Source organism: Sphingomonas sp. SORGH_AS_0870 (assembly GCF_031453175.1).
Classification (GTDB): Bacteria; Pseudomonadota; Alphaproteobacteria; order Sphingomonadales; family Sphingomonadaceae; genus Sphingomonas.
The window spans coordinates 52,049-75,082 of sequence record NZ_JAVIYW010000001.1 but is presented as its reverse complement, the minus strand read 5'-3'; the positions used below and the strand labels follow the sequence as shown (position 1 = coordinate 75,082).

Sequence of the window (23,034 nt, the reverse complement as noted above, 5' to 3'; positions counted from 1 at the left end):
TCACCACTCACGCAAGCTATTTAATAGGTCCTGAGCCTAAGGACGTGGTGCTCACCTGGGACATCGATGCGCCCTTCCTGAAGAAATTCTGGATCCTGTGGGATTCGCCGTTGCCCGGCGTCAAGGAGGACGATGTCTACGTCGGTCATATCAGCGATAATCCCGACAATTGGGAGCCATTTGCATGGGACGAGCCCGAGCATGGCTCCATGATATGCGGCGAATTGTTCAAACTGCGCGCGACGGGAAGCACCGGAACCTTGCTCTGCGGCCTGTGGCGCGCGGGCGTCGGCATAGCCGGTTGCGAGCCTGACGGATCGACGATCGTTACCTATACTTCGCCGCTCGGCGACGAGATCGAGCTGCTGCTCGAAGGCCATTTCCAAGTCGTCGACGAAGCCACCGGCGAGACACATGAACTCAAGGGCGGCGACATCCTCGCAATACCAAGTGGCGCCAAGATCACATGGTCGTCGAAAGCGCCCTTTGCCAAGAAGTTCTGGCTGATTGCAAACGCTTGACGTGACCCCAATCTTTCATCCAGCGGCGACCAGAGACCGACCGGTGTTGAGCCTCACCCTGTCTTTGGTTCGGTCTTTATGAGAAAACCGGCTCTCTGTTCGTCAGGGCAGGCATGCCTGCCCTGACGAAAAAGCGCGCTCCATCGGGGCCTGGTTGCCGAGGGAGCTATGCGGACGGTGCTCGTTGTAATCGCGCCGCCACGCCTCACATTTTACCCGTGCGTCGTCCAGGCTCAAGAACCAGTATGCGTTGAGGCATTCGGCCCGCACCCGCCGTTGAACGCCTCCGCGAACGCATTGTCAGTCGGCTTTCCAGGCCTGCTGAAGTCGAGCACTACATCATGCTGATAGGCCCACAGATCGAGATCCTTCGAGATGAACTCCGGGCCATTATCCGAGCGAATGCGCTGCGGACGACCGTGTACCGCGGCAACGCGCTCGAGCGTCTCGACCACGTCAGAGCCGCGGTAGCTCATCCGTACGTCGAGCGCTGGCGACACGCGCGTGAAGTTGTCGACGATCGACAGCACGCGGATCTTGCGCCCGTCGAACAGCTGGTCCGACAAGAAATCCATCGACCAGCACTCGTTGGGGGCCGTCGCCGGTGTCCGGTCATCGCGCAGCTTCGCCTTCACTTTGCGTTTGGGTGTCTTGTTGCGCAGTTGCAGACCGAGTTCGCGATACAGGCGATGGGTGCGCTTGTGATTGATCTCCCAGCCCTCCCGCCGGAGCAGCACGTGGATGCGTCGATACCCGTAGCGAACACGGGTCGCAGCCAACTCCTTGATCCGCATCTTAAGGCCGGCCTGATCGAAGGCGGCGGGACTGATAGCGCTGGGTCGATCGATTGATCGGAAAGGTACCGCAGGCTCGCCGTTCGCTGACCTGGTAGCTCGCCTGCAAATAGCCGACGATCTCCCGGGCTCGACCAGGCCCTACATTTTTCGGCGGATGTCGTCCTGCAGCATCTCCTTGTCTAAGCTGAGGTTCGCCACCAGCCGCTTCAGCCGGACGTTCTCCTCCTCCAGCACCTTCAAGCGCTTCATCTCCGACGGCATCAGACCTCCGTACTTGCTGCGCCATCGGTAGTAGAGCCTGCCCCGGCGTAGGCCGGGGTCTGGATGGAAATGCCCGCCTTCCGGCAAACCTCCTCGACGCTTGTTCCATCCTCGACCTGCTTGAGGATGAACGCTATCTGCTGCTCGCTGAACCTCGACTTCTTCATCGGCGGATTCCCTAGTCCGGCACCTGCCAAACCTAACCGGGAATTTCTCACAAAGAATGGACCAATCCGGAGGGCTCAGGTCACACCGTCCAACCGCACAGGTCATCAGCGATTGCGAACTTGTCACCTGATCTGGCCCCCGTTTCACCGGACGGATTCAAGCGGTTGCAGAAACCAGTGCGCGATGTTCGCGCGGTGAACGCATTTTGAGCCCTGAATGGGGGGGGGTTGTCGTTGTAGTCCTCGGTCCATCTGGCCAGCGATGTCAACGCGGTGGGAGCATCAGGCAGCGGCGAGACGCGGACGTAATCGCGCTTGAGGGTATGAACGAAGGCCTCCGAGATGCCGTTGGACTGCGGGCTGCGGACGGGCGTGAAGCAGGGTTTGAGGCCCAGCTGCCGGGCAAAGGTGCGTGTTTCGCGGGCAGTATAGGTCGAGCCGTTATCGGACAGCATCTCGACCGGCACGGGCGCGCGCATACCGCCGAAGCGGGTTTCCACGGCTTCCAGCATGATGTCGCGCACGTCCGAGCCGCTGATGCCCGCATTGGCAACCGCGCGCCAGGCGATGATCTCGCGGTCATGGGCGTCGATGATGAAGGCGCCGCGCACGACCTCGCCGTTCCAGCAGGTGAACTCGAAGCCGTCCGAGCACCAGCGCAGGTTCGAGCGGATCGCCACCACGACGCCGTCATGGCCATAGTCGGCCCGCTCGGTATAGCGCCGCGCCAGCAGCAGGCGGTCCGCGGCCATGATGCGGTAGACGCGCTTGTGATTGACCGGCGCCAGTCCTTCGGCGCGTTGCTGTCGATTGAGGACCGCCGCGATGCGGCGGTAGCCGTAGGTGGGCCGCTGCGCGGCGATCTGGCGGATACGGGGCAGCAGGTCCGCGTCCCCGGCCTTGGCGTACGGCCCGCGCGTCCGGGTGCGGCCGGTCAGGCGGTCGTACACCGTCGAGCGCCCGACCCCGAGCGTGCTGGCGACCAGGCTCACCGGATAGTCTCCGGCAGCGGCGAGTGCATGAGTAAGCTCGCTTTTTTTGGGCGCGACCGTTCCAGCGCCTCCTTCAGGATCTCGACCTCCAGCGTCTTGCGGCCGAGCTGGCGCTCCAGTTCGCGGATGCGGTTGTCCATCTCGCGGACCTGGCGATTGCTGGTCACGTCGTCGTCGCCAGCCACCGCGACGCTCCCGCCCTCCAGCATCAGCCGCCGCCAGCGGTACAGCAGGTTCGGCGCCACGCCGTTGCGGCGCGCCACCACCGAGATGCTCTCGCGACCGTCGAGTGTCTCCTCGACAATCCTCAGCTTCTCAGGCGTGCTCCAGTGACGGCGACGACCGCCGTCGGTGATGATCTCGGACACGGACATAAGCCTATGCTTAGGGGATAGCCCCAAGCCTCCTTCTTAGGCTTGAATCCGTCCGGTCGAAATGGGGGCCAGCTCAGCACCGATGGTTGTATTTTTAAGGGAGATAGCATGACGTCACGCACCTACTGACTGAACCGCGCCGGGTTTGTCGGAGGCCCCAACTCCTGAGAGGAAGGGGCTATGACGAGCAAGACGACGAACAAGTTTTCGCCTGAGGTGCGCGCGCGTGCGGTGCGGATGGTGCTGGACCATGAGAAGGATCACCCGTCGCGCTGGGCAGCGGTGGTATCGATCGCGGCGAAGATCGGATGTGCAGGCCAGACGCTGCACGAGTGGGTGAAGAAGGCCGAGATCGACAGTGGCGCCCGCGCCGGGGTGCCGAGCGATGTTGCCGCCCGGATGAAGGCGCTGGAACGCGAGAACCGCGAGCTGCGCCAGGCCAACGAGATCCTGCGTAAGGCGTCGGCGTATTTTGCGATGGCGGAGCTCGACCGCCGAGTGAAGTGATGGTGTCGTTCATCGACGCGCATCGCAAGGCGTACGGGGTCGAGCCGATCTGCCGGGTCCTGCCGATCGCCCCGTCCACCTATCATGCTCATGCAGCCAGGAGGATTGAGCCGACCAGACGGTCGGCTCGGGTTCGGCGTGACGATGCGCTCGGACCGGAGGTGCGCCGCGTGTTCGAGGAGAACTTCCGCGTCTACGGCGTGCGCAAGGTCTGGCGGCAACTGCGACGCGAAGGGTTCGACGTCGCTCGCTGCACTGTTGCCCGCCTGATGCGGGCGATGGGTCTGGCCGGCGTGATGCGCGGCAAGCCGGTGCGCACCACTGTCGGCGACAGGACGGCCCTATGCCCGCTCGACCGGGTGAACCGGCAGTTCCGCGCGCCAGCACCGAACATGCTGTGGGTATCGGACTTCACCTACGTCGCGACCTGGGCGGGGTTCGTCTACGTGGCGTTCGTCATCGACACCTACGCCCGCCGGATCGTTGGCTGGCGCGCCAGTCGGAGCGCACATGCCGGCTTCGTCTTGGATGCGCTCGAGCAGGCGCTACATGACCGACGGCCGATGCGGGGTGGCGGCCTCGTCCACCATTCCGACCGCGGCAGCCAGTACGTGTCCATCAAGTACACCGAGCGCCTGGCCGAAGCGGGCATCGAGCCGTCAGTCGGCAGCGTCGGCGACAGCTATGACAACGCTTTGGCGGAAACCATCAACGGCCTCTACAAGGCCGAGGTGATCTACCGCCGCGGGCCGTGGCGAAGCTTCGAGGCGGTCGAGTACGCCACGCTGGAATGGGTGGACTGGTTCAATCATCGCCGGCTGCTCGAGCCTATCGGCAACATTCCGCCCGCCGAGGCCGAAGAGCAATACTATGCTGCCGCGAACATCGTCGATATGTCAGCGTGACTCACATCCAACGGCCTCCGGCAAACCCGGCGCGGTTCACACCTTTCCATCAGCACCAATCGCGTGGACCTGAAACACGTTCTTCGCCAGATCGACTCCTAGACGTGGCTCAACGACCACATCATTGCACAGCTACGCTGGTGCAGGGGCCGTCCAACACATCACGTCATCTCCAGCGCCGTGAGGCTCGATACGGCAGCACCGACCCTTGCGATGCAGACAAATACTTGAGATCCTCAAGGGACCACCCCCGATCAGACGCAAATACAGATTCTGAGCCAAGGCCAAGGCATCCGGTCGCGACCGGCACCCGCCGTTCGAGCAGGTAGACGGACAAACGGGATACTCAGTCACCTTTGTCCGAAAACTGCTGTCCTTTTACCGCCTTTGCCTGAAGTCTATTATGGTTACTGTTGGCCCCCCGATTTTGCCCGACAGCGGCCGGAACGTCGCAACCACGCGCCCATGTTGCTCTAGACGTTGATAAGCCTCGTCTTCGCGGGAAAATAGATTACGCTCGGCGTGATAGCGTTCAGCCTGGGTCAAAATGGCAAAATCGGCAGTACAGGTAGTGCGCATATGGGATGAGACTGTCCCATAGTCCACATTTGAACGGCCACGTCTTGCGCGTTCAATCGTGGCGTAACGAATACGTCCGTGCAGCATCGCGCCAGCATCGACGCACCCCGCATTACCCATCGGGAACAGAAAATGCCATGGCTGATTCAGCAGATCAAAAGCGAAGTGCTCAACCAATACGATACTGCCGGGCGGGATGTGGCTGCGGGACCATGCCGCTGCGATTTGGCGCGTGTCGTGGGTTCGGGCTTTCCCATCAGCCCAAGCCCGTTGGCCTGATATTGCCAAGGTTAGACCTAATAATCCAACAGATGCGTGACGCGCTCTGTCCGTGCCGATGTGCTGGCGCAACCACGCCGTTAGGATCGTAAGCCCATGCGCCGCCACCATGGCGCCAATCATCATCAGTGGTAAGGCCCACCGCTCCCAGATCAGCCTTTGACTACACAGAACGATCAAGAAACCGGCGGCCATCGGCGCCAGCATCACAAAAGCCTGGCGCTGGCGCGGCAGACGCAGCCAGCCCAAAAGAAACAGTCCTAGGCCGACCAAGCCGAAACCGGACAGCAGGGGCACCCGGATATACCACCATAGGTTCGCCAGGAACCCACCTCCGGTAGCGCCCAGATGATGAGCCTGTCCCTCGCCCTGCAGATTAGCGATGACGGTGGGATAGGCGAGCAGCAGGTAGGGCGAGATTACGAACAGGAAGCCGATAGCCATCAACCCCGCTGCAGCTAGCCGGATCATTCCCTGTCGCCTGCTCAGCACACCCGAACGAATGGCGAGCCATGTTCCAGATACGATGCCGATGGCCGATAGGGCAAAGGGCCATTTGGTTGCGATCGCCAGACCCAGCCACAAGGCGGCACGAACATAATCGCGCCAGCGTCCTTGTTCAGCGATGTCTATGGCCGCTCCCAAGCACATCAGCATGAAGAGGCAGGCCATCATGTCGGACCGAATGATTTGCGACCATGCCATGTGAACCGGATTGAAAGCCAAGAGCAATGCTGCAATTACGCCCGTGCGGTTGCCGAACAGACGCGCTGCCAACCGTGCGGTGAGCCAGATCGTGGCGATTCCGAAAAACATCATCGCGATCCGGCCGGGCAGGATAATCCAGCTAGGGTCGGTATAGACGGCCTTCGTGAAGGCGTCGGGAGATGCGAACAGGCCACTCAGCCAGCCACCGCCAAAAACCATTATGTTGATGACGGCGAGCAAATAGATGGTGGTCGTTGCCGGGTGGCCGAACCAGCCTGGATTGAGCGTCGGTCCCGTAAGCATCCGGATCGCACCCATCTCGAACATCAATTCGTCGGGATCATTGAGTCCGGGCAAGCCGAACCTGATGGTTGCCAGTCGCATCATCAGCGCCGCCATCAATATGGCTGGGAGATACCAGCCATGACGTTTGCCCAAGGCGTTCATCAGATGCCGTCGACCGTGATGTATGCTTCACGGGATGGTAGCGAAAACGGCCGATCGCCGTTCATGACGCGCGGGCCATTTCCGTCCAGCGCGGCGGGCATTATCCCGCTAGCATCGACGTGCATCTGCACCGACCCTCCAACGAATCGTACGCCCGTGGCAAACGCACCGTCCTGTCCCGAAATCAGGGGAGCGATCGTTCCGGCCGTGCAGTTGCTGACGCTGATAGCATCGCCCCCAGGCCGCGAGGAGGGATTCGCAATCAGCAAACGGAGTGACAAGCCGTTGCATCTCGTCACGACCACTGGGCGTGAATGCTCCAAAATCTTGAGCCCAGTCGTTTGCAAGCCATGACTATCCAGCGCTTCCAGTCCCGCAGCATGGCCCCCTGCAGCCATATCCATGTTGCCGACACACTGGCCACCTGTCAGGGTCGCCGCGCCTCTCATCCGATCGAACCGCAGGGCCGCTGTGGCAGAAGGGGCGACGGCGACGTAGGGTTCGGTGATATCGATCATTGCATGGGTGGAGGTATTGCGGATTTCGATCCCTATCGTCCCGCATTGATCGATGATGGGCATCGTCAGGTGAAGATTGACATGACCGTTACGGCCACGCGCAGCAAGGGCATCGGCGCGGCCATCCACACGGATGCCGGTGGCAATGCCCGTCGTCTCGAAGCCAAGAATGAAACTGTCGGCAAAAGCGCCATCGAGCAACAGCCCAACGCCATCCCCAATCTTGGGGTCTCCTCCAATCGATGCATTGCATTCGATGAGCGACAGCGAAGCATTGCCGCCTGCCAAGCCAATGTCGACGGACCCGTCCAGCAAAAAGCCACGCCAATATTGGTTGTCTTGCTTTCCTCGCATGGAACGAAAAGCGACACAGTTCGTAAAAGTCGTTCGCACCAGCCCACGCGCCACGAAACCAACCGCGTGCTCAGCAGCGCTGACGTCGTCAATGCGACCAAACAAAAGGAATTGTGCCCGCAGGCCCGCTGGTTGGGCCTCCCCGCTGGTATCGGGTGCGACCGTGCGCGCCAGCGCGATGCCGCGAACGTCAACATTCTGGAGGAAATCATTGACCGTCTTCGGGCGACTGGCAGGCCCGACGCGTAGAACGTCGGCACGTCCCCCTGTCATGATCAGGCGCGTCCCCTGCCCCGGTTCCGTTCCCCGGAAACCGCTGCCGATGATCCGACAGAAGGAGCGTTCAACTGCAAACGTAGCCGATATGAAGTAGTCCGCTGCGAGCAGTCGCATGACAGGATGCGCGGCCAAGCATGCTTTCAGCGCAGCCAGGCTATCTCGCCTACTATCGCCTGGGGCGGCACCCCACCACTCGGGATGGGCTTCGACCATCCGACTGCGATTGAGATCCACCGTGCCAGTTCCGGTAAAAACATGAGCGAGCGGTGCCATGAAGCTGCCCAGAAGGGTAAGGGTCCGGCCTTCCGCGATCTCGATCGTCGTGCCAGACGGGACCATGAGGTCGCCACGGATCGTTAGATTGATGTCAACGCGGTGGACACCAGGCGTGAGTACGGTTGGAGGTGTGTCGGTTAGCGATTGCGGGTTGGCTTGTGCAGGCGCGCTACCAGCAAATAGCCCGACTGCTCCCCATCCTATACCAGTCGCTACGGGCAGCAGCGCACGGCGTGAAATGTCATGCTTCAACGTAGGCCTTTCATAACCAGCATGGTTTCTCGTCCTGCCGTGGCATTGGTTGAAGATCAAACCACCCGGTATCACTAGCCAATCGTACGGATAGTGCCAAAAAGCCAAAAGATCGGTCGATGCGGGGCCATGTATGCTCCCATGAGTGACATGGCCGGATAGTTTTGTGCCAACCAGAAAACCGTCGAGACACGCATGCGTAGCCGATACGAAATCTGCACCATCGTCAGATTGGCATCGATAGCCGTCACCGCCATCAGAAATCCGCAGTGCTTCCTTGCCGGATTTCTGCCAATCACAACCGATTAAGTCGCTCCAGTCAAAAACACAAAACGCTTCAGGATAAAATAGTTGACTACCGATACAGCGCCGGCAGACACGATCCCCGTGCCGTAAGGAGAAATGATAAATTGCGATACGAGTGCCAACGTGATCAGTCCGATCAGATAATTGACCACATAGGATAGCAGAAACCGGCCTGGGGATGGGTTCGCATCGCGAAATACATGACGACTATAGGTAAGATAGTTGAATGCAACACCCATTGCATGGGCAATGAATTGCGCCATGAACATACCAAGTCCAAGCCATACAAGCGCTGAATATGCCCCCAAGCCAAAAATTGTGTTGACTACGCCTGCTTGATAATAGCGCCATAATTCGCGAACGCGTTCGCGTGAAAACTTCATATCAATAATCCGACGGGAAGTTGACACGCTCACGCTCCAAAACCAAAGGCGTGCCACGCGTTCGCTCGGAAATGATGCGGACATTATCGCCAAGAAGGCCCAAGAAACCGAACAGCAACGCCAGCTCAGCCTGTACAATTGCCGCAATGAACCAGCCGGCAATTGGCTTGTCGAGGAAAAAGGCCAGCGTCCCTCCCAGCAGCATGACCAACGTCATCAATGCTCCAAAGACGCCAATATACAGAGGTACACGTAAAAGGCGCTTGGATGATCCTGCCAGTGCAGACATGGCAAAATCCAGCAGCGCAAAGAAATTGTTCTTGGACTTTCCGCCAGCCCGGGGTGGGCGTAAAAATGCAATGGTTTCTAGTTTGTAGCCAGTTTCAACCAGCATACCGCGGAAAAATGGTTCGGGCTCGGACAGAAGACGCGTCGCTTGCACGACCCGTGCATCGTACAAGCCAAAGCCAGTAGCATCAGGCAAGATCGGATAGTCGCCGAAATTCCTTGCCAGCCAATAGGATAAACCACGCATCATGCGCAGCATCGGCCCGTTCTTGGTCTCCGACTTGCGGAGAGCCAGAACGATATCCACTCCCGATTGCCAACGGCGTACGAATTCAGGCAATAATTCGGGCGGGTCTTGGAAATCGGCGCACATGCCGATGACCGCACGTCCCCGCGCCTGATAGATACCATGGGTCGGCGACCGCATCTGCCCGTAATTGCGGGTATTGACGATCAGCCGGACTCGAGCATCTGCCGCGCACAGGCCACGGACGAGATCGACAGTGCGATCCGTCGAGTCATTATCAATGAAGATGACGTCGAACGATATACCAAGCGGTTCAAGCTGCGCGATAACCGCAGCGCAGATCGCCTGGACATTGTCTTCTTCGTTGTAACAAGGGATCACGACCGAAATATCAGGTCGCTGGCTTTGAATCTCAATCATAGTCACACCAGCGCTCTTTGGAAAGAAAAAAGCTCAATAGAGCCTCAATAGATAAAATTTATTGCTAATTGATCAATTTCCAATAATTGACGATATATTTAGCAATGCGGAACATCTCATTAGCAATATATACTTTTGAATATGTCAGTTTTGCCGACGAAGATAAGCAGCAGTTTCATTAATCTGTTGGACAAGCGGAATGGGGGCAATGGAATGCTTGGACAAAAGCTCTGCATAATGCACTCCGTTCCCAACATAATGATCGGCTACAGATTCAGTAATTGCAGCCCGCATCACGCCGTTGCCTCCCAGGGCCTGATCAACAACCATGGCGACTTCACCAAGCTCCTGCGCCTCACCTCCGCTATCGAACCTGGCCACCCCGTCGGCTGCCTCATTGAGCAACGCCCATATTAAAGCCATCAGTTCTCGAATGGCGACATAGCCGCGGATGACTTCACGCGGTGCTTTTACCGTAATTGGTCGGCGGGCTAGGGCATCAAGAATAAAGCTGGCCATGGCATAGGCCTGATGTTTGTTGATGTAAGGCCCAGTAATATTGAAAATCCGCCCTATGACTGCACGCCTTGCACGCAAATCAGCCCAGTCCGAAAAACGGTTTTCGTCATCGTACTTCAACTGCCCGTATAGTCGCATCGCCGGACTGGCGGTGGGATCATCAATTTTGGTCGCGGCGCCAGATGAAGCTATGAATAGGCGCTCCGCATCGATCTTATCCAAAGCGATCAGCACGGTATCGGCAATGGCACGATTGGCGCTGCGGTAATCCGCTTCGCTCATCAATTCCGCCCGGTCCTTCGTCTGGAAGGCGAAATGGAGGACTGATATCCGCTTCGCTTTGAGTGTCTCTAGATCGGTCAAGGCGCGCTGTTGCACCGTCCTCCCCCCCCCTAAATCAAGAAGGCGAGCGGTGGAGCCGTAGCAACTTACCCGTGATGAGAAATCTGGTCCGAGCGTTCGCTCCAGCAGATCAAGTGTCGCCAGACCGATCCAACCGCTTGCGCCGGTTATCGCGATGTGGCGATCGCTGGAGGCCAGGTCATGGCCGATGGAAGCCTCAGGCATGGGGCGAGGTTGATGTGCGCGCCAGGATCGCACTGGCCATGGTTTGAAAACAGTCGAAGGCGACGCCTTGCTGCAGCGCCCAGCCGGGTTCGGCATAGCCATAGGTCATGAAGTGAAATGGTATGTTCGCTGCGGCTGCGACCGCGTGGTCTAGTTCGCTGTCGCCGACGAACAGACACGCTTCGGCTGGATCGTCCACGCGGTTCAACACGGCATGAAGCAAATCCAAAGCAGGCTTTGGGCGCATGCCAGGCTGTCCGCCGACCACGACGGCGAAATGATCCGCCAAGCCTGTATCGGCCAGCACCTTCTCGCAAAGGATCTGCGGCTTGTTCGAGCAGATCGATAAGGTCAATCCCCCTTCACGTAGACGCGCCAAGCCGTCCGATACGCCAGGAAACAACGTTTCGACCGGCGTCTGACGCAGTTGATAGCGCGCCCGGAACTCAGCCAGATCCGCTGCCGGATCGCGACATGCGTCGCCAAGCAAACCCGACACCATGTCGAGCCCGCCACGGCTCATATAAGCCCGCGCTCCGACCGGATCGATTGCCTGTACCGAACCACGCTCGACGAGGATTTCGGACAGGATATCGATGCAGACGGCACAGCTGTCGACCAGCGTGCCGTCCAGGTCGAAGATGACATGGGCGATCGGCGGGCTATCAGAACCGACCGGGCTCAGTCGTTCGTGACGCACGGTGCCATGGCCTCCGCCAGTTCCTCGCGCGGAAGGAAGGGGGACAGGTCCTCCAGGGTCGGCGAAACCATGGTGCCGTCCTCCAGGCGGCGCGAACTGAGCTTGGGCGCGAATTCCTGCCGCTTGTCGATCATGACCTCGCAAAGCTGAGGACCGTCGCTGTCCAACGTCGCACGGATCGCCGTGGAAAGACCCGCGTGACTGTCCACCTTCGATGCGGGCAACCCAAACCCTTCCGCAAGCCGCGCGAATTCGGGGAAGCTCAGCCCGCTGTCGGGACCGCAGCCAACGATATTGTCGGGGAAGTGGTTCTGCTGGGACTGGCGGATCGAGTGATAGCCGTCATTGTTGAGGACGAAGACCTTCACCGGCAGCTTCTGACCGACGATGGTCTGAAGTTCCTGCAGGTTCATCATGATGCTGCCGTCCCCGGCGAGGCAGATGATGCGCCGGCCGCCGCCCGCATAATAGGCACCGATCGCGGCCGGCAGGTCATAGCCCATCGAGGCGCAGCCGGAATTGGTATAGAGCCGCTGACCGGGCTTTAGATAGGCCGCCTGGAAGATGGTGACGCAGGCCGTACCGTCGCCGGTCACGATGATATCGCCTTCTTCCAGCTCGGCGAACAGCGCCTCGCCGAAAACATAAGGATTGATCGGGCTTTCTACCGATCGATATTCGGGTAGCACGACGGGATAGCGCGCGGCGCGCTCGACGCTGCGCTTCAGGAAATCGGCGCGTGCCTCGTGCCGATCGCCCTCGGGCAGGGTGGCACGGGCCGCAGCCGCAAAGAAGTCGGCCAGATCGGCGTGGATGGGACGGTGCAGCGATAGGGTCGGCTTTTCCAGCTCGCTCCGATCGATGTCGACCATCGCGACCCGCGCATTGCGTGCGAAGCTCTTCCAATTGTAGCTGATCTGACGAATGTTGAGCCGCGAGCCCAGCACCAGCACATAATCCGCCGTCTGCACGGCAAAATTTCCGCCGCGATCGCCGACCGAACCCGGGCGTCCGACATATAGCGGATGGGTGTTGGGGATCGCGTCATGCGCGTTCCAGCCGGTGACGACCGGCACGCCCAATCGCTCGACGAAATCGAGGAATGCCTGATGCTGCCCGGACAGGCGTACGCCCGCCCCCGCCAGAACCACCGGGCGCTCCGCCGCGCACAGTTCGGCCAGCGTCGCCGCGACCTCCTGATCGAGTGGCGTGCCCGTCAGCGCGCCCGTTTCCGCCCGGGTATTGGCGGCTTCATGCGCGTCATCGTCCTGGGACGGATCATAAGGCGCAAGCGTGTCGAAATCGACCGGCGCTGCCTGCACGTCGATCGGCACATCGATCCAGACCGGCCCCGGCCGCCCCCGCCGTGCGAGATGGATCGCTTTCTCCACCACGCGCCTCGCGTCCTTGGGATCGTCGAGCACCACTGCATATTTGGTGATGCCGCGGACCATCCCGACGATGTCGACCTCCTGATCGCCCAGCTGGCGCAGGGGCAGGGGATAGTTGAAGGCGCAGGTTTCGCGCTTCACCTGTCCCGAGACGACGATCATCGGGATCGAGTCCACATAGGCACCATAGACGCCATTCAGCGCGTTGACCCCACCCGGTCCGGTGGTGACATTGACCGCCGCAGGCCGCCCGCATAGCCGGGCATAGCTTTCCGCCGCGATCGATGCTGCCTGCTCGTGATGGACAAAGACCTTCTTCAGGCCCTTCGCCCGGCCAAGCGCATCGTTGAGATGCATGGCCCCACCGCCGGTGAGCATGAAGACGTCGGTAACGCCCTGCTCCACGAGCAGGCGAGCGATCAGGTCGGCAACGCGCATCTTGGCCATGGGATCAGGCAGCCGCCTTGATCGTGGTCTGCTGGCGCTTCTCCATCATGGCGATACGGGCTTCGTCTTCGGCCGCGATCGTCTTGTAGTAATCGCGCTTGTTCTTGAGCCACAACAGTTCGAACTCGATTGCCAGCTCCATGCCGGCGCGCGCCGCGTCGGGCGTGTTGGCGATCGCACCGTCGAAGATGACCTTGCGCGTCTCGAACCGGTCCAGTCGGCGTTCATGGACATGCGCCAGGAACGGGATGGAATCCGGGCTGACGGCGCCACCAACAACCAGTTCGACATCGGCGTCACGCGCGGCTTCACCGACCTTCGCGACGTAACCGCGCATCTCGTCGGAATTCACGAAATCGCGGCTGTGGCCCATCGAACCGGCGAAATCGACGCGGCCGAACACCATGCCGACGCGGCCTTCCTGCGCGACCTTGGCCAAGGCGTCGAGTTGCTCATAAGTCTGATAGGTTTCGACGTTGAACAAGAAGCTTACGTCGGCCTGCTCTTCGCGCGGATAGACCTTGTCCTTGGCCGCGACATATTTGCTGAGCGCGTAAGGGGTTTCGACCATCGGAGCGATGATATAGTCGACGCCGTACAGACGGCATTCGATCAGGTCGCGAATGGCCTCGCATCCGCCGATCTTGATCGCGACCTTCACCCCTGCACGTCGGGCAATCTCAAGAAGCCGGAGCAACTCGTCGACCCGCGTTCCTTCGGCCTCGAATTCCGCCTTGACCGCGAGAATGCCGTACTTCGCCTTACCTTCTTCAAGGATGGCCTGCATCCGCTTTTCGTACTGATTCACGTCGGGTCCCCCGATGATCCGTTAGGTTGTTGATGGATTTAGGAATGTTGTCGTTCAGGCAATTGAGCGACTGCCGCCCTGCTTAAGGCAAACTCGACCACGGCTGTTCTCACCTTAGGCAAAGAGGCAGGATGAAGGCGATTAATCTGTCCGCCTTGCAGAGGCGATTTTTAAGATGCGAGGCATTCGCAGTCGACACCGACATATCAACCAACACATCCCTCGAGCAAGATGGAAAAGCCAGCCATGCATGGTCTCACTTTAAAAAATCCCTTGCTCGGCTTTGGCAAGCCGTGTCAATGCCCGACCACCGCGAATAGGGCGGCGTTCGTCATTTTATGTGCTGGACTAGTACGCATAAACAAGTATCAGCGTAGCGCCCATGCCTATCATACGCCTTAGCAATGGACGTTCCTTTGAAGCGGATTCCGCGACGTCTATCCTTGACTCAGCTCGCGCTGCTGGCGTCGCGCTCGAGTATAGCTGCCGGACAGGACGTTGTGGTATCTGCAAATCGCTCGTTCTGAATGGTGAGACGCTCATACTCCGCTCGGAAGACGAAAGCCTCACGGGCGATGAAGTGGCGCAAGGACTTATCCTTACTTGTTGTCGGTCTGCTACCGACGATGTCAGCCTCGACATCGAGCCGCTCGACCGGGTCGCAGGGCTTGAGATCCGCACCATGCCCAGCCGGATCGTCACGATCGACCGGCTGGCGCCGGACATCGTCAAGGTCATCCTGAAGACGCCGCCCGCCTCGCCGATGCGCTTCCTGCCCGGCCAATATATCGACGTCCTCGCAGACGGCGTCCGGCGCAGCTATTCGCTGGCCAACGCGCCGCGTGAAAACGCCCTGCTCGAACTGATCATCAAGCGCTATCCGGGTGGCCGGCTGAGCGACTATTGGTTCGAGCGGGCCAAGCCCAACGACCTGATCCGTATCGAAGGCCCGTTCGGCACCTTCTTCCTGCGCGACGAGGCACCGACCAACATCCTGTTCCTGGCGACGGGGACGGGGATCGCGCCGGTCAAGGCGCTGCTTGAAGAACTGGCAGCCGACCCGGCACGCGCCGCGCGCCATCGAATCAGCGTGTTCTGGGGCAATCGGGCGGCCGAGAGCTTCTGCTGGGATCCCGTCGGCCTGGGGCTGGATATCGGCGTTCACCATCTTCTGTCCGATCGCCAGGCGGCTTGGCCAGGCAAGCGCGGCTATGTTCAGGATGCGGCGATCGCCGCTGGCATCGATGCCGGCGACACGGTGGTCTATGCCTGCGGCTCGCAGAGCATGATCGCCTCGGCCCGCAACGCTCTTCTTGCGCTGGGCCTACCGACCCGGCGCTTTTTTTCCGACGCATTCGTCAGCTCGAACTGAGGTTTTTCATTCATGAAGGCAGTCATTCTGGCCGGTGGGCTTGGCACGCGCTTTGCCGAAGAAACCAGCCTTCGGCCCAAGCCGATGATCGAGATCGGGGGGCGTCCGATCCTGTGGCACATCATGAAGATCTACGCGGCGCATGGCGTTACCGATTTCGTGATCTGCTGCGGCTACAAGGGCTATGTGATCAAGGAGTATTTCGCCAATTACTTCTTGCACATGTCGGACGTGACCTTCGACATGAAGGCCAATGAGATGATCGTCCACGAACGCCGCGCCGAACCGTGGCGGGTGACGCTGATCGATACGGGCGACGAATCCCAGACCGGCGGACGGCTCAAGCGCGTGGCCGAGCATGTGAAGGATGAAGAACTGTTCTTCTTCACCTATGGCGATGGTGTCGGCGACATCGACATCACCGCGACGATGGAATTCCACCGCAGTCATGGCAAGGCGGCGACCCTGACCGCGACCTATCCGCCAGGCCGTTTCGGCGCGCTGCAGATCGAGGAGGGCCGGGTCGCCAATTTCCTCGAAAAACCCCAGGGCGACGGTGGCCTGATCAATGGCGGCTTCTTTGTTCTGTCGCCCAAGGTGCTGGACTATATCGAGGGCGACCATACGCTTTGGGAGCAGGAACCGCTGCGCAACCTGGCCAGCGACGGCGAACTGATGGCCTTCGAGCATCATGGTTTCTGGCAGCCGATGGACACGCTGCGCGAGAAGCAGATGCTCAATACGCTTTGGGAAAGCGGCAAGGCTCCGTGGTGCGTCTGGCGATGAGCGCCGATCGGCGCGGCATGGTCGACCCCGCCTTCTGGGCGGGCAAGCGCGTCTTCCTGACCGGGCATACCGGATTCAAGGGCAGCTGGATGGCGCTGTGGCTCCAGCAGATGGGCGCGGACGTGACGGGCTTCGCGCTCGCTCCTCCTACCGAACCCGCCTTGTTCGACGTGGCGCGCGTATCGGACGGCATCACCTCGATCATCGGCGACATTCGCGATCGCGACGTGCTCGAACAGGCGCTGGTGGCGGCCGATCCGGAGATCGTGATCCATATGGCCGCCCAGCCCCTCGTGCGGGCCAGCTATGACGATCCGGTCGGCACCTATGCCACCAACGTCATGGGCACGGTACATCTGCTCGAGGCGGTACGCCGGGCGGGCCATGTCCGCGCCTGTGTCGTGGTGACGACCGACAAATGCTATGAAAACCGGGAGTGGGTCTGGGGCTATCGCGAAGACGAAGCGATGGGCGGTCATGACCCCTATTCCAACTCCAAGGGATGCGCCGAGCTCGTCACCTCCGCCTATCGGCGTTCGTTCTTCGATGGCGAATGCAAGACGGCGATCGCCTCCGGCCGGGCAGGCAATGTCATTGGCGGGGGCGACTGGGCGGTCGACCGGCTGGTCCCCGACATTTTGCGGGCGATCGCCGCGAACGATCCGGTGCTGATCCGCAACCCCCTGGCAATCCGCCCGTGGCAGCACGTCCTCGAGCCCGTATCCGGCTATCTCGTCCTGGCACAGGCCCTGTGGGATGATCCCTCGGCCGCCCAGGCCTGGAATTTCGGTCCGCGCGACGAGGATGCCCGTCCCGTCCAATGGATCGTCGAGCATATGTGTGCCGCCTGGGGCGACGGTGCCGACTGGGTGCGGGACGAAAGCGTCCAGCCTCATGAAGCACGCTACCTCAAGCTCGACATCTCCAAGGCGCAGGACCGGCTCCGCTGGCGGCCGCGCTGGACATTGGCCGAGGCGCTGGAGCGCATCGTCGCATGGCACCGCGCCTGGCTGTCCGGTGCGGACATGCGCGCCTATTGCCTTTCCGAACTGGAACGCTTCGCCAGCGCTCCCCATTCTTCCTGACAGGATCGATTTTCTATGACCGCTGATGATCTCCGCAAGCAAATCCGCCAGCTTGTCGGCCAATATGCCGAGGCCCAGTTCGCCCCCAAGCCGTTCGTACCCGGCGAAAGCGTCATTCCGCCCGCCGGCAAGGTGATCGGCGCGCCCGAGATCGAGCTGATGGTCGAGGCGTCGCTTGACGGCTGGCTGACCACCGGCCGCTTCAATTCGCTGTTCGAGGCCGGTCTGGCGAAGATGCTGGGCGTGCCGCATGTCCTGACCACGACCTCGGGATCGTCGGCCAATCTCCTGGCGCTGTCGTGCCTCACCAGCCACAAGCTCGGCGACCGCCGCTTGAAGCCGGGGGACGAAGTGATCACCGTCGCGGCCGGCTTTCCGACCACGGTCAACCCGTCGATCCAGCATGGCCTGGTGCCGGTCTTCGTCGATGTCGACATTCCGACCTACAATATCGACGCCAGCCTGATCGAAGCAGCGATCACCGAAAAGACCGGTGCGATCATGCTCGCCCATACGCTGGGGAACCCGTTCAACCTCGCCGAGGTCCGGCGTATCTGCGACGAGCATGACCTGTGGCTGGTCGAGGATTGCTGCGACGCGCTCGGCTCGACCTATGACGGCAAGTGGGTGGGCACGTTCGGCGACGTCGCCACCCTGTCCTTCTATCCGGCGCATCATCTGACCATGGGTGAAGGCGGTGCGGTCTTCACGCGTTCGGCGGAACTCAAGCCGATCATCGAGAGCATCCGCGACTGGGGTCGCGACTGCTATTGCCAGCCGGGTTGCGACAATACCTGCGGCTCGCGCTTCTCGCAGCAGCACGGTTCGCTGCCCTATGGTTACGACCACAAATATGTCTATTCGCATCTCGGTTACAATCTTAAGATCACCGACATGCAGGCGGCATGCGGCCTGGCGCAGCTCGACCGCGCACAGGATTTCATCGAGGCACGCCGGCGCAATTTCCGGTTGCTGACCGAACGCCTGAAGAGCCTCGAGGAAGTGTTGATCCTGCCGGAGGCGACGCCGAATTCGGACCCGTCCTGGTTCGGCTATCCGGTCATGCTGCGCGAAGGCGTGGATGCCAAGCGCGTCGACGTCACGCGCTTCCTTGACCAGAACAAGATCGGGACGCGGCTGCTGTTCGCCGGAAATCTGACCCGTCAGCCCTATTTCCAGCATGTGAACTACCGTGTCGAGGGCGACCTGACCCGGACCGACCGGGTCATGAACGACACCTTCTGGCTGGGCGTCTTCCCGGCGCTGGGCGAAACCCATTTCGACTTTGTCGGCGAAAAGCTCGAAGAATTCTTCGGCCTGAACTTCTAAAATCCCGAGGGGCCTCATCATGTACGTGGCGGCATGATGAGGCCTCGAATGGCCCGCAGGGGTTGAACCCTACTTCACCGCCCCAATCGCCTGCGCCGCCAGCCCGCGTATATCGACCCGCGCCTTCAGCCGGGCGCACAGCAACGCCGTGCCGCTGATCTTGCGCTGGACGAACAGCGTCTCGACATGGGGCACGTGCCAGGTGTCGCGGTCGGCGATCATGGCGCGTGTCTCCTCGCGCACCACCGGCACGAAGGCGCGGTCGCCAAAGTCGAAGGGGCCTGCCTTCGCCATGGTGTCGTCGATCGCGGCGATGATCCGGTCGACCGCCGGGCGGTGCGCGGCCACCGCCCTTTCGCCCAGGAAACCCGTCTCGACCGCGATCTCGCGGATGCGGTCGCGGTCATGCGCCAGCCCCGCCTCGATCAACCGGCGATAGGAGGCGACGGTCTCGGGCGGCACGTCGCGCGCCGCGCCGAAGTCGAGGAGGACCAGACGCCCGGTCTCCGCCTGCCAGCGGTAATTGGCGAAGTTCGGATCGGTCTGCATCATGCCGAACTCGAACAGCTCGCGCAGGACCAGCTGGATCAGCGCGGTCATCGCGCCGTCGCGGGTGGCCTGGTCGGCCTCGACCAGCGTCTCGATCGGCTGGCCGGGGAGATAGTCCATCGCCAGCACCAGCGACGTGGTCAGCGACGGCTCGGGCGCGGGCACGACATAGCGCGGATCGCCCGCCAGCCGCTCGCCAAAGCTACGCATCCGATCGGCCTCGCGCCGGTAATCGGCCTCCTCGGCCAGTTGCCGCTTGGCCTCCTCCAGCAGCGGCTTCAGGTCGACCGAGGGCGGGATCAGGTTCGACACGCGCAGCAGCGTCGCGACATTGTCGACATCCGACCCGATGCTGCCCTGCACGCCGGGATATTGCACCTTGATCGCCAGCACCCGGCCGTCGGGCAGGGTCGCGCGGTGGACCTGCCCGATCGAGGCGGCGGCCATGGGGGCCGCCTCGAAATGGCGGAAGCGGCGTCGCCAGTCGGGGCCCCATTCGGCCCGGAGCACCTTGTCGAGCTGCGCGGGCGGCATCCGGTACGCCTGGTCGCGAAGCCGCGCGAGGATGGCCTGGAGCTCGGGCGGCAACAGGTCGCCCGCGTCCATCGAGATCATCTGGCCCAGCTTCATCGCCGCGCCGCGCAAATGCGACAGCCGGTCGGCGACCCGCGCGGCGTTGCCGGGGGTGAGGATCAGGTCGCCGAGCCTGGGCCGCTCGCCGCTGGCCAGTCGCCGCGCGCCCTCGGCCAGCATCCCGCCCGCGACCCCGCCCGCCAGCCGCCCGAACGCGCCCGCGCGTGCGAAGCGGCCGCTGGGGACGGCGCGGTGCCGGGGCTCCTGCCCGGGCTGGGATGGGGGATTGCTGTCGTCATCGGCCATGATCCGGGATAGCGGCGGGCGGGCGGCTTGGTTCCGTCGCCCCGGCGATCACGCTTGCCGCGACCCAGCCCGCCAGGATCATGACGAAGGGCATGGCGGGATAGTGATAGCGGGTCTGGCCGGTGAAGCCGAAGGCCAGGACGGTGCAGAAGACCGGCATGGCGGCGGGGATCAGCATCGCCGCGCCGGGCGCCCCCCGCCACGCCGCGCGCGCCGCCCGGCCGGTGCCGACCAGGCCCAGCGCCAGCACCGCCAGATAGAAGAGCTGGTTCCCCCCCTGCATCGCGCGCCACAGCCCGCGCCGCGCGGGATGGCTGGCGTCGAGCGGCCAGAAGCCGTCGCTGTCCTTCCACCAGAGCAGCCCCATCTTGCGCAGGCCGAGCAGCCCCCAGCGCAGCGGATGCGCGGCGATCCAGTCGATCGCCAGCGTCTTCAACCGGCGCTCCATCTCCATCTGGCGCTCGACCCGCTGGGCAAAGGGGATGCCGACCTGATCCCACAGCGGCGACCGCTCGACCTGGAAATAGCCGCCATCGGCCAGGTCGTTGGCCCCGGCGTGCAGCGCGACGCCGCCATTGCTCGACACCAGCACCGGCGCGCCGAGCATCGCCTGGTTGCGCCAGCTCCAGGGCAGCAGGACCGCCGCCATGCCCGCCAGCACCAGCGCCAGCGTCAGCCCCGCCCGCCGCACGCCGTGGCCGCGCCACGCCATCGGCAGGACCAGCGCCAGCAGCACCGGGAACAGCATCATCTGCGGCCGCATCAACGCCCCCGCCCCCAGCACCAGCCCGGCGAGCAGCGCAGGACCGATCCGCCCCCGCGCCTTCAGCATCAGCGCGGTCCCCGCCATGACGATCGCGGTCGAGCTGGGTTCGGCCGCGGTGTCGCCGCTATAGGCGATATGCGCGGGATAGACGGCATAGAGCAGCGCCGCGAGCCGCGCCGCCCCCTCCCCTGCCCCCAGATGCCGCGCGAACCACAGGATCAGCGCCAGCGTGGCGGCCTGCGCGATCAGGTTGACCAGGATCGGGCCGACCAGCGACGGCCCGAACAGCGCGGTCGCCAGCCCCAGCAGCGCGGGATAGCCGACCGGCCAGAAGGCGGTGGGAAAGCCCCCTTCCTGATAGCCCAGCCCTTGCGCGATCTCGCGCCCCCGGATCAGATACCAGAGCGAGTCGCCGCGCGGCGCGATCGGAAAGGCGAGGATCAGCCCCAGGCGTAACGCGATGGCGATCAGCAGGATCGCGGGGATCACCCGGCGCGAGGTGGCGAAGCCGTGCCAAAGGCCGGACGGCGCGCGCGCAGGATATGGCATGGCGTGATCCCCCCGTGACGACCCTGTCCCCATCGCCGTCCCCCGCTTCCCCCGGATGCCTCCCCCAAGCCTCCCCCACGGGACAGGCGAGGGCGGCCGCGGATCGGAACGGCGATCCGGCTTAGGATGGCGGGGGCGCCGGGGACAAGGGGACGGCTTCGGGGCGCTGTGCCGGGGCGGGATGGCCGACCGCGCCCGGTTCGTCAGCCGGTGACGGCGACGATCCCCAATGACGGCTCCATCGGCAGCCGGTCGGCGCTGCCGTCATGCACGCCGTTCAGATCGTCGGGATCGGTGGCCAGGCCATAGGAGACGCCGCGCGCGCCGGTCCCGATCGCGCCGTGCGACAGCAGGATCGTCGTCCGGCTGGTCCGCACCGCGGCGGTGATCGGCACGGCCTGTCCACTGTCGGTGACCTGAAAGCCCAAGATCGCGCTGGTCGGGGTGAAGTCGACGCCGTCCGCCAGCGCCAGCGTCACCTCGGTCTGGCTCGCCCCGACCGCGCGCGCCGAGGCCAGGCGCGGTCCGCGCGGGCCCGGCTGCCCCTGCAACCAGGCCAGGACCTGCGCGGCGAAGCGCTGGCCCGACCGGATCTGCCCCTGTTCGCTCTGGTGGATGCCGTCGACCACCGGCAGGTCATAGGTGGTGAAGCCATAGCGGACATGGGGGTCGCCCAGCGCGACGGTCATCTCCGCCTGGCGCTGGATCGCCTGCATCCGGTGCAGGCCAGCGTCGCTGCCCCCGATATTCTGCGACCCGCCGATGAAGACGGTCAGGTCGGGCAGCCGCGTCTCGCTGCGCAGCGCGGCGATCAGCGTGCGGATCAGCCCCAGCTGGGTGGCGAGATCGCCGGTCAGCCGGTCCGCGACGTCGTTGCGCCCGACCTGCAACAGCACCGCATCGACCCCGCCCGCCGCGACGATCGCGCGGACCAGATCGGCGCGCATCGTCGAGTGGGTCGCGGCCCATTGGATCAGCGTCGTGCTGCCCACCCCGCCGCGGACATAGCGCACCGTCCGCCCGGTCGCCGCGTTGATCGCCAGCCCCGCCGTCTTGCCGAACGCCCCTCGGCCGAGCGGCGCGAAGCTGATCCCGTCGCCGGTCGACACGACCGCCGAACTGGTCGCCGGGCCGTCATAATTCGACAGATATTGCGCGCTGCTGCTCGACCCGGCGAAGGCGATGGTCAACCGGTCGGCCGCCAGCGTGGTCGGCCGCGCGGGTGTCGGTGTCGGTGTCGGTGTGGGGGTGGGAGTCGGTGTGGGGGTGGGCGTCGGGCTGGGTTGCGGGGTCGGGGTGGGCGTCGGGATGATCAGGTCCGACGGCGCCTTGTCGTCGGCACAACCGGGGATCAGCGGCAATGCGATCGTACAGGCGGTGCCGGTCAGGAAGCGGCGTCGGCTCGGAAAGGGCGTATCGGTCACGGA

General features: G+C 62.6%; 17 protein-coding genes, 3 pseudogenes and 1 other annotated feature. Of the genes and pseudogenes, 7 read left to right on the top strand and 13 right to left on the bottom strand.

The window, feature by feature from the left end:
- Positions 1-44: 44 nt before the first annotated feature.
- On the top strand, positions 45-521 hold the full coding sequence (locus QE363_RS00275; RefSeq protein WP_309690614.1) for a cupin domain-containing protein: 477 nt from the start codon (positions 45-47) through the stop codon (positions 519-521).
- A gap of 102 nt (positions 522-623) precedes the next feature.
- On the opposite strand, the pseudogene QE363_RS00270 reads toward QE363_RS00275, so the two are convergent.
- Both QE363_RS00270 and QE363_RS00265 read right to left on the bottom strand, forming a co-directional pair.
- Positions 624-1,746: pseudogene (locus QE363_RS00270) on the bottom strand (IS3 family transposase).
- A 157-nt stretch (positions 1,747-1,903) separates the two neighbouring features.
- A pseudogene (locus QE363_RS00265) lies at positions 1,904-3,112 on the bottom strand (IS3 family transposase).
- Between the two features lie 180 nt (positions 3,113-3,292).
- Here QE363_RS00265 and QE363_RS00260 point away from each other — a divergent pair.
- Positions 3,293-4,524 (top strand): IS3 family transposase gene (locus QE363_RS00260; protein WP_309690612.1). Its coding sequence is split into 2 segments (ribosomal slippage): positions 3,293-3,584 and positions 3,584-4,524, totalling 1,233 coding nucleotides; the frame shifts between segments, so codons are not numbered across the junction.
- Positions 3,577-3,693, top strand: a sequence feature (AL1L pseudoknot). It overlaps the preceding gene by 117 nt.
- A 378-nt stretch (positions 4,525-4,902) precedes the next feature.
- Here QE363_RS00260 and QE363_RS00255 read toward each other — a convergent pair.
- The 8 genes from QE363_RS00255 to QE363_RS00220 form a co-directional block, all read right to left on the bottom strand.
- Positions 4,903-6,537 (bottom strand): glycosyltransferase family 39 protein, encoded by a 1,635-nt coding sequence (locus QE363_RS00255; protein ID WP_309690608.1) that lies wholly within the window; start codon positions 6,535-6,537, stop codon positions 4,903-4,905.
- The gene (locus QE363_RS00250) at positions 6,537-8,216 is read right to left on the bottom strand and encodes a hypothetical protein (RefSeq protein WP_309690606.1); all 1,680 of its coding nucleotides are present in this window, start codon (positions 8,214-8,216) and stop codon (positions 6,537-6,539) included. The genes QE363_RS00255 and QE363_RS00250 overlap by 1 nt, the downstream gene beginning before the upstream one ends.
- Positions 8,217-8,521: 305 nt before the next feature.
- On the bottom strand, positions 8,522-8,905 hold the full coding sequence (locus QE363_RS00245) for a GtrA family protein (RefSeq protein ID WP_309690604.1): 384 nt from the start codon (positions 8,903-8,905) through the stop codon (positions 8,522-8,524).
- Position 8,906: 1 nt separating this feature from the next.
- Positions 8,907-9,860 (bottom strand): glycosyltransferase family 2 protein, encoded by a 954-nt coding sequence (locus tag QE363_RS00240; protein ID WP_309690601.1) that lies wholly within the window; start codon positions 9,858-9,860, stop codon positions 8,907-8,909.
- Between the two features lie 144 nt (positions 9,861-10,004).
- Positions 10,005-10,946, bottom strand: a complete 942-nt coding sequence (locus QE363_RS00235) for an NAD(P)-dependent oxidoreductase (RefSeq protein ID WP_309690598.1) — start codon at positions 10,944-10,946, stop codon at positions 10,005-10,007.
- A complete protein-coding gene (locus QE363_RS00230; protein WP_309690594.1) occupies positions 10,939-11,646 on the bottom strand; it encodes an HAD hydrolase-like protein in 708 nt (235 codons plus the stop codon). The genes QE363_RS00235 and QE363_RS00230 overlap by 8 nt, the downstream gene beginning before the upstream one ends.
- Positions 11,628-13,484, bottom strand: a complete 1,857-nt coding sequence (locus QE363_RS00225) for a thiamine pyrophosphate-binding protein (RefSeq protein ID WP_309690591.1) — start codon at positions 13,482-13,484, stop codon at positions 11,628-11,630. The genes QE363_RS00230 and QE363_RS00225 overlap by 19 nt, the downstream gene beginning before the upstream one ends.
- A gap of 4 nt (positions 13,485-13,488) precedes the next feature.
- A complete protein-coding gene (locus QE363_RS00220; protein WP_309690588.1) occupies positions 13,489-14,292 on the bottom strand; it encodes an aldolase/citrate lyase family protein in 804 nt (267 codons plus the stop codon).
- Between the two features lie 382 nt (positions 14,293-14,674).
- On the opposite strand from QE363_RS00220, the pseudogene QE363_RS19660 reads away from it, so the two are divergent.
- The 5 genes and pseudogenes from QE363_RS19660 to rfbH form a co-directional block, all read left to right on the top strand.
- Positions 14,675-14,842: pseudogene (locus QE363_RS19660) on the top strand (2Fe-2S iron-sulfur cluster-binding protein); the annotation flags it as partial.
- A 30-nt stretch (positions 14,843-14,872) separates the two neighbouring features.
- Complete coding sequence (locus QE363_RS00215; protein ID WP_309690585.1) at positions 14,873-15,664, top strand: FAD-binding oxidoreductase; 792 nt, start codon at positions 14,873-14,875, stop codon at positions 15,662-15,664.
- Positions 15,665-15,676: 12 nt separating this feature from the next.
- Positions 15,677-16,450, top strand: coding sequence for a glucose-1-phosphate cytidylyltransferase (gene rfbF, locus QE363_RS00210; RefSeq protein WP_309690582.1), 774 nt, complete (start codon positions 15,677-15,679; stop codon positions 16,448-16,450).
- Positions 16,435-17,535 (top strand): CDP-glucose 4,6-dehydratase, encoded by a 1,101-nt coding sequence (gene rfbG, locus QE363_RS00205; RefSeq protein ID WP_309690580.1) that lies wholly within the window; start codon positions 16,435-16,437, stop codon positions 17,533-17,535. The genes rfbF and rfbG overlap by 16 nt, the downstream gene beginning before the upstream one ends.
- 15 nt (positions 17,536-17,550) lie before the next feature.
- Positions 17,551-18,864: a lipopolysaccharide biosynthesis protein RfbH gene (gene rfbH, locus QE363_RS00200; RefSeq protein ID WP_309690577.1), complete on the top strand. Its 1,314-nt coding sequence runs from the start codon at positions 17,551-17,553 to the stop codon at positions 18,862-18,864.
- A 69-nt stretch (positions 18,865-18,933) separates the two neighbouring features.
- Here the strand turns inward: rfbH and QE363_RS00195 are convergent, their stop codons facing one another.
- The 3 genes from QE363_RS00195 to QE363_RS00185 all read right to left on the bottom strand — a co-directional run bounded on the left by QE363_RS00195 (position 18,934) and on the right by QE363_RS00185 (position 23,031).
- The gene (locus QE363_RS00195) at positions 18,934-20,292 is read right to left on the bottom strand and encodes an AarF/ABC1/UbiB kinase family protein (RefSeq protein ID WP_309690574.1); all 1,359 of its coding nucleotides are present in this window, start codon (positions 20,290-20,292) and stop codon (positions 18,934-18,936) included.
- Positions 20,282-21,607 carry a glycosyltransferase family 39 protein gene (locus QE363_RS00190; RefSeq protein ID WP_309690571.1) on the bottom strand — a complete coding sequence of 442 codons (1,326 nt, stop codon included), beginning with the start codon at positions 21,605-21,607 and terminating at the stop codon, positions 20,282-20,284. Before QE363_RS00190 ends, QE363_RS00195 begins: the two co-directional genes overlap by 11 nt.
- Positions 21,608-21,810: 203 nt before the next feature.
- Entirely contained in the window at positions 21,811-23,031 is a 1,221-nt protein-coding gene (locus QE363_RS00185) for an SGNH/GDSL hydrolase family protein (RefSeq protein ID WP_309690568.1), read from the bottom strand.
- Between the last annotated feature and the right edge of the window lie 3 nt (positions 23,032-23,034).

What these genes read in the sequence shown, in the direction of transcription:
- rfbH (WP_309690577.1), top strand. Translation starts at nt 17,551, where the DNA reads ATGACCGCTGATGATCTCCGCAAGCAAATCCGCCAGCTTGTCGGCCAA.
- QE363_RS00240 (WP_309690601.1), bottom strand. Translation starts at nt 9,860, where the DNA reads ATGATTGAGATTCAAAGCCAGCGACCTGATATTTCGGTCGTGATCCCT.
- rfbF (WP_309690582.1), top strand. Translation starts at nt 15,677, where the DNA reads ATGAAGGCAGTCATTCTGGCCGGTGGGCTTGGCACGCGCTTTGCCGAA.
- QE363_RS00190 (WP_309690571.1), bottom strand. Translation starts at nt 21,607, where the DNA reads ATGCCATATCCTGCGCGCGCGCCGTCCGGCCTTTGGCACGGCTTCGCC.
- QE363_RS00255 (WP_309690608.1), bottom strand. Translation starts at nt 6,537, where the DNA reads ATGAACGCCTTGGGCAAACGTCATGGCTGGTATCTCCCAGCCATATTG.
- QE363_RS00245 (WP_309690604.1), bottom strand. Translation starts at nt 8,905, where the DNA reads ATGAAGTTTTCACGCGAACGCGTTCGCGAATTATGGCGCTATTATCAA.
- QE363_RS00235 (WP_309690598.1), bottom strand. Translation starts at nt 10,946, where the DNA reads ATGCCTGAGGCTTCCATCGGCCATGACCTGGCCTCCAGCGATCGCCAC.
- QE363_RS00195 (WP_309690574.1), bottom strand. Translation starts at nt 20,292, where the DNA reads ATGGCCGATGACGACAGCAATCCCCCATCCCAGCCCGGGCAGGAGCCC.
- QE363_RS00225 (WP_309690591.1), bottom strand. Translation starts at nt 13,484, where the DNA reads ATGGCCAAGATGCGCGTTGCCGACCTGATCGCTCGCCTGCTCGTGGAG.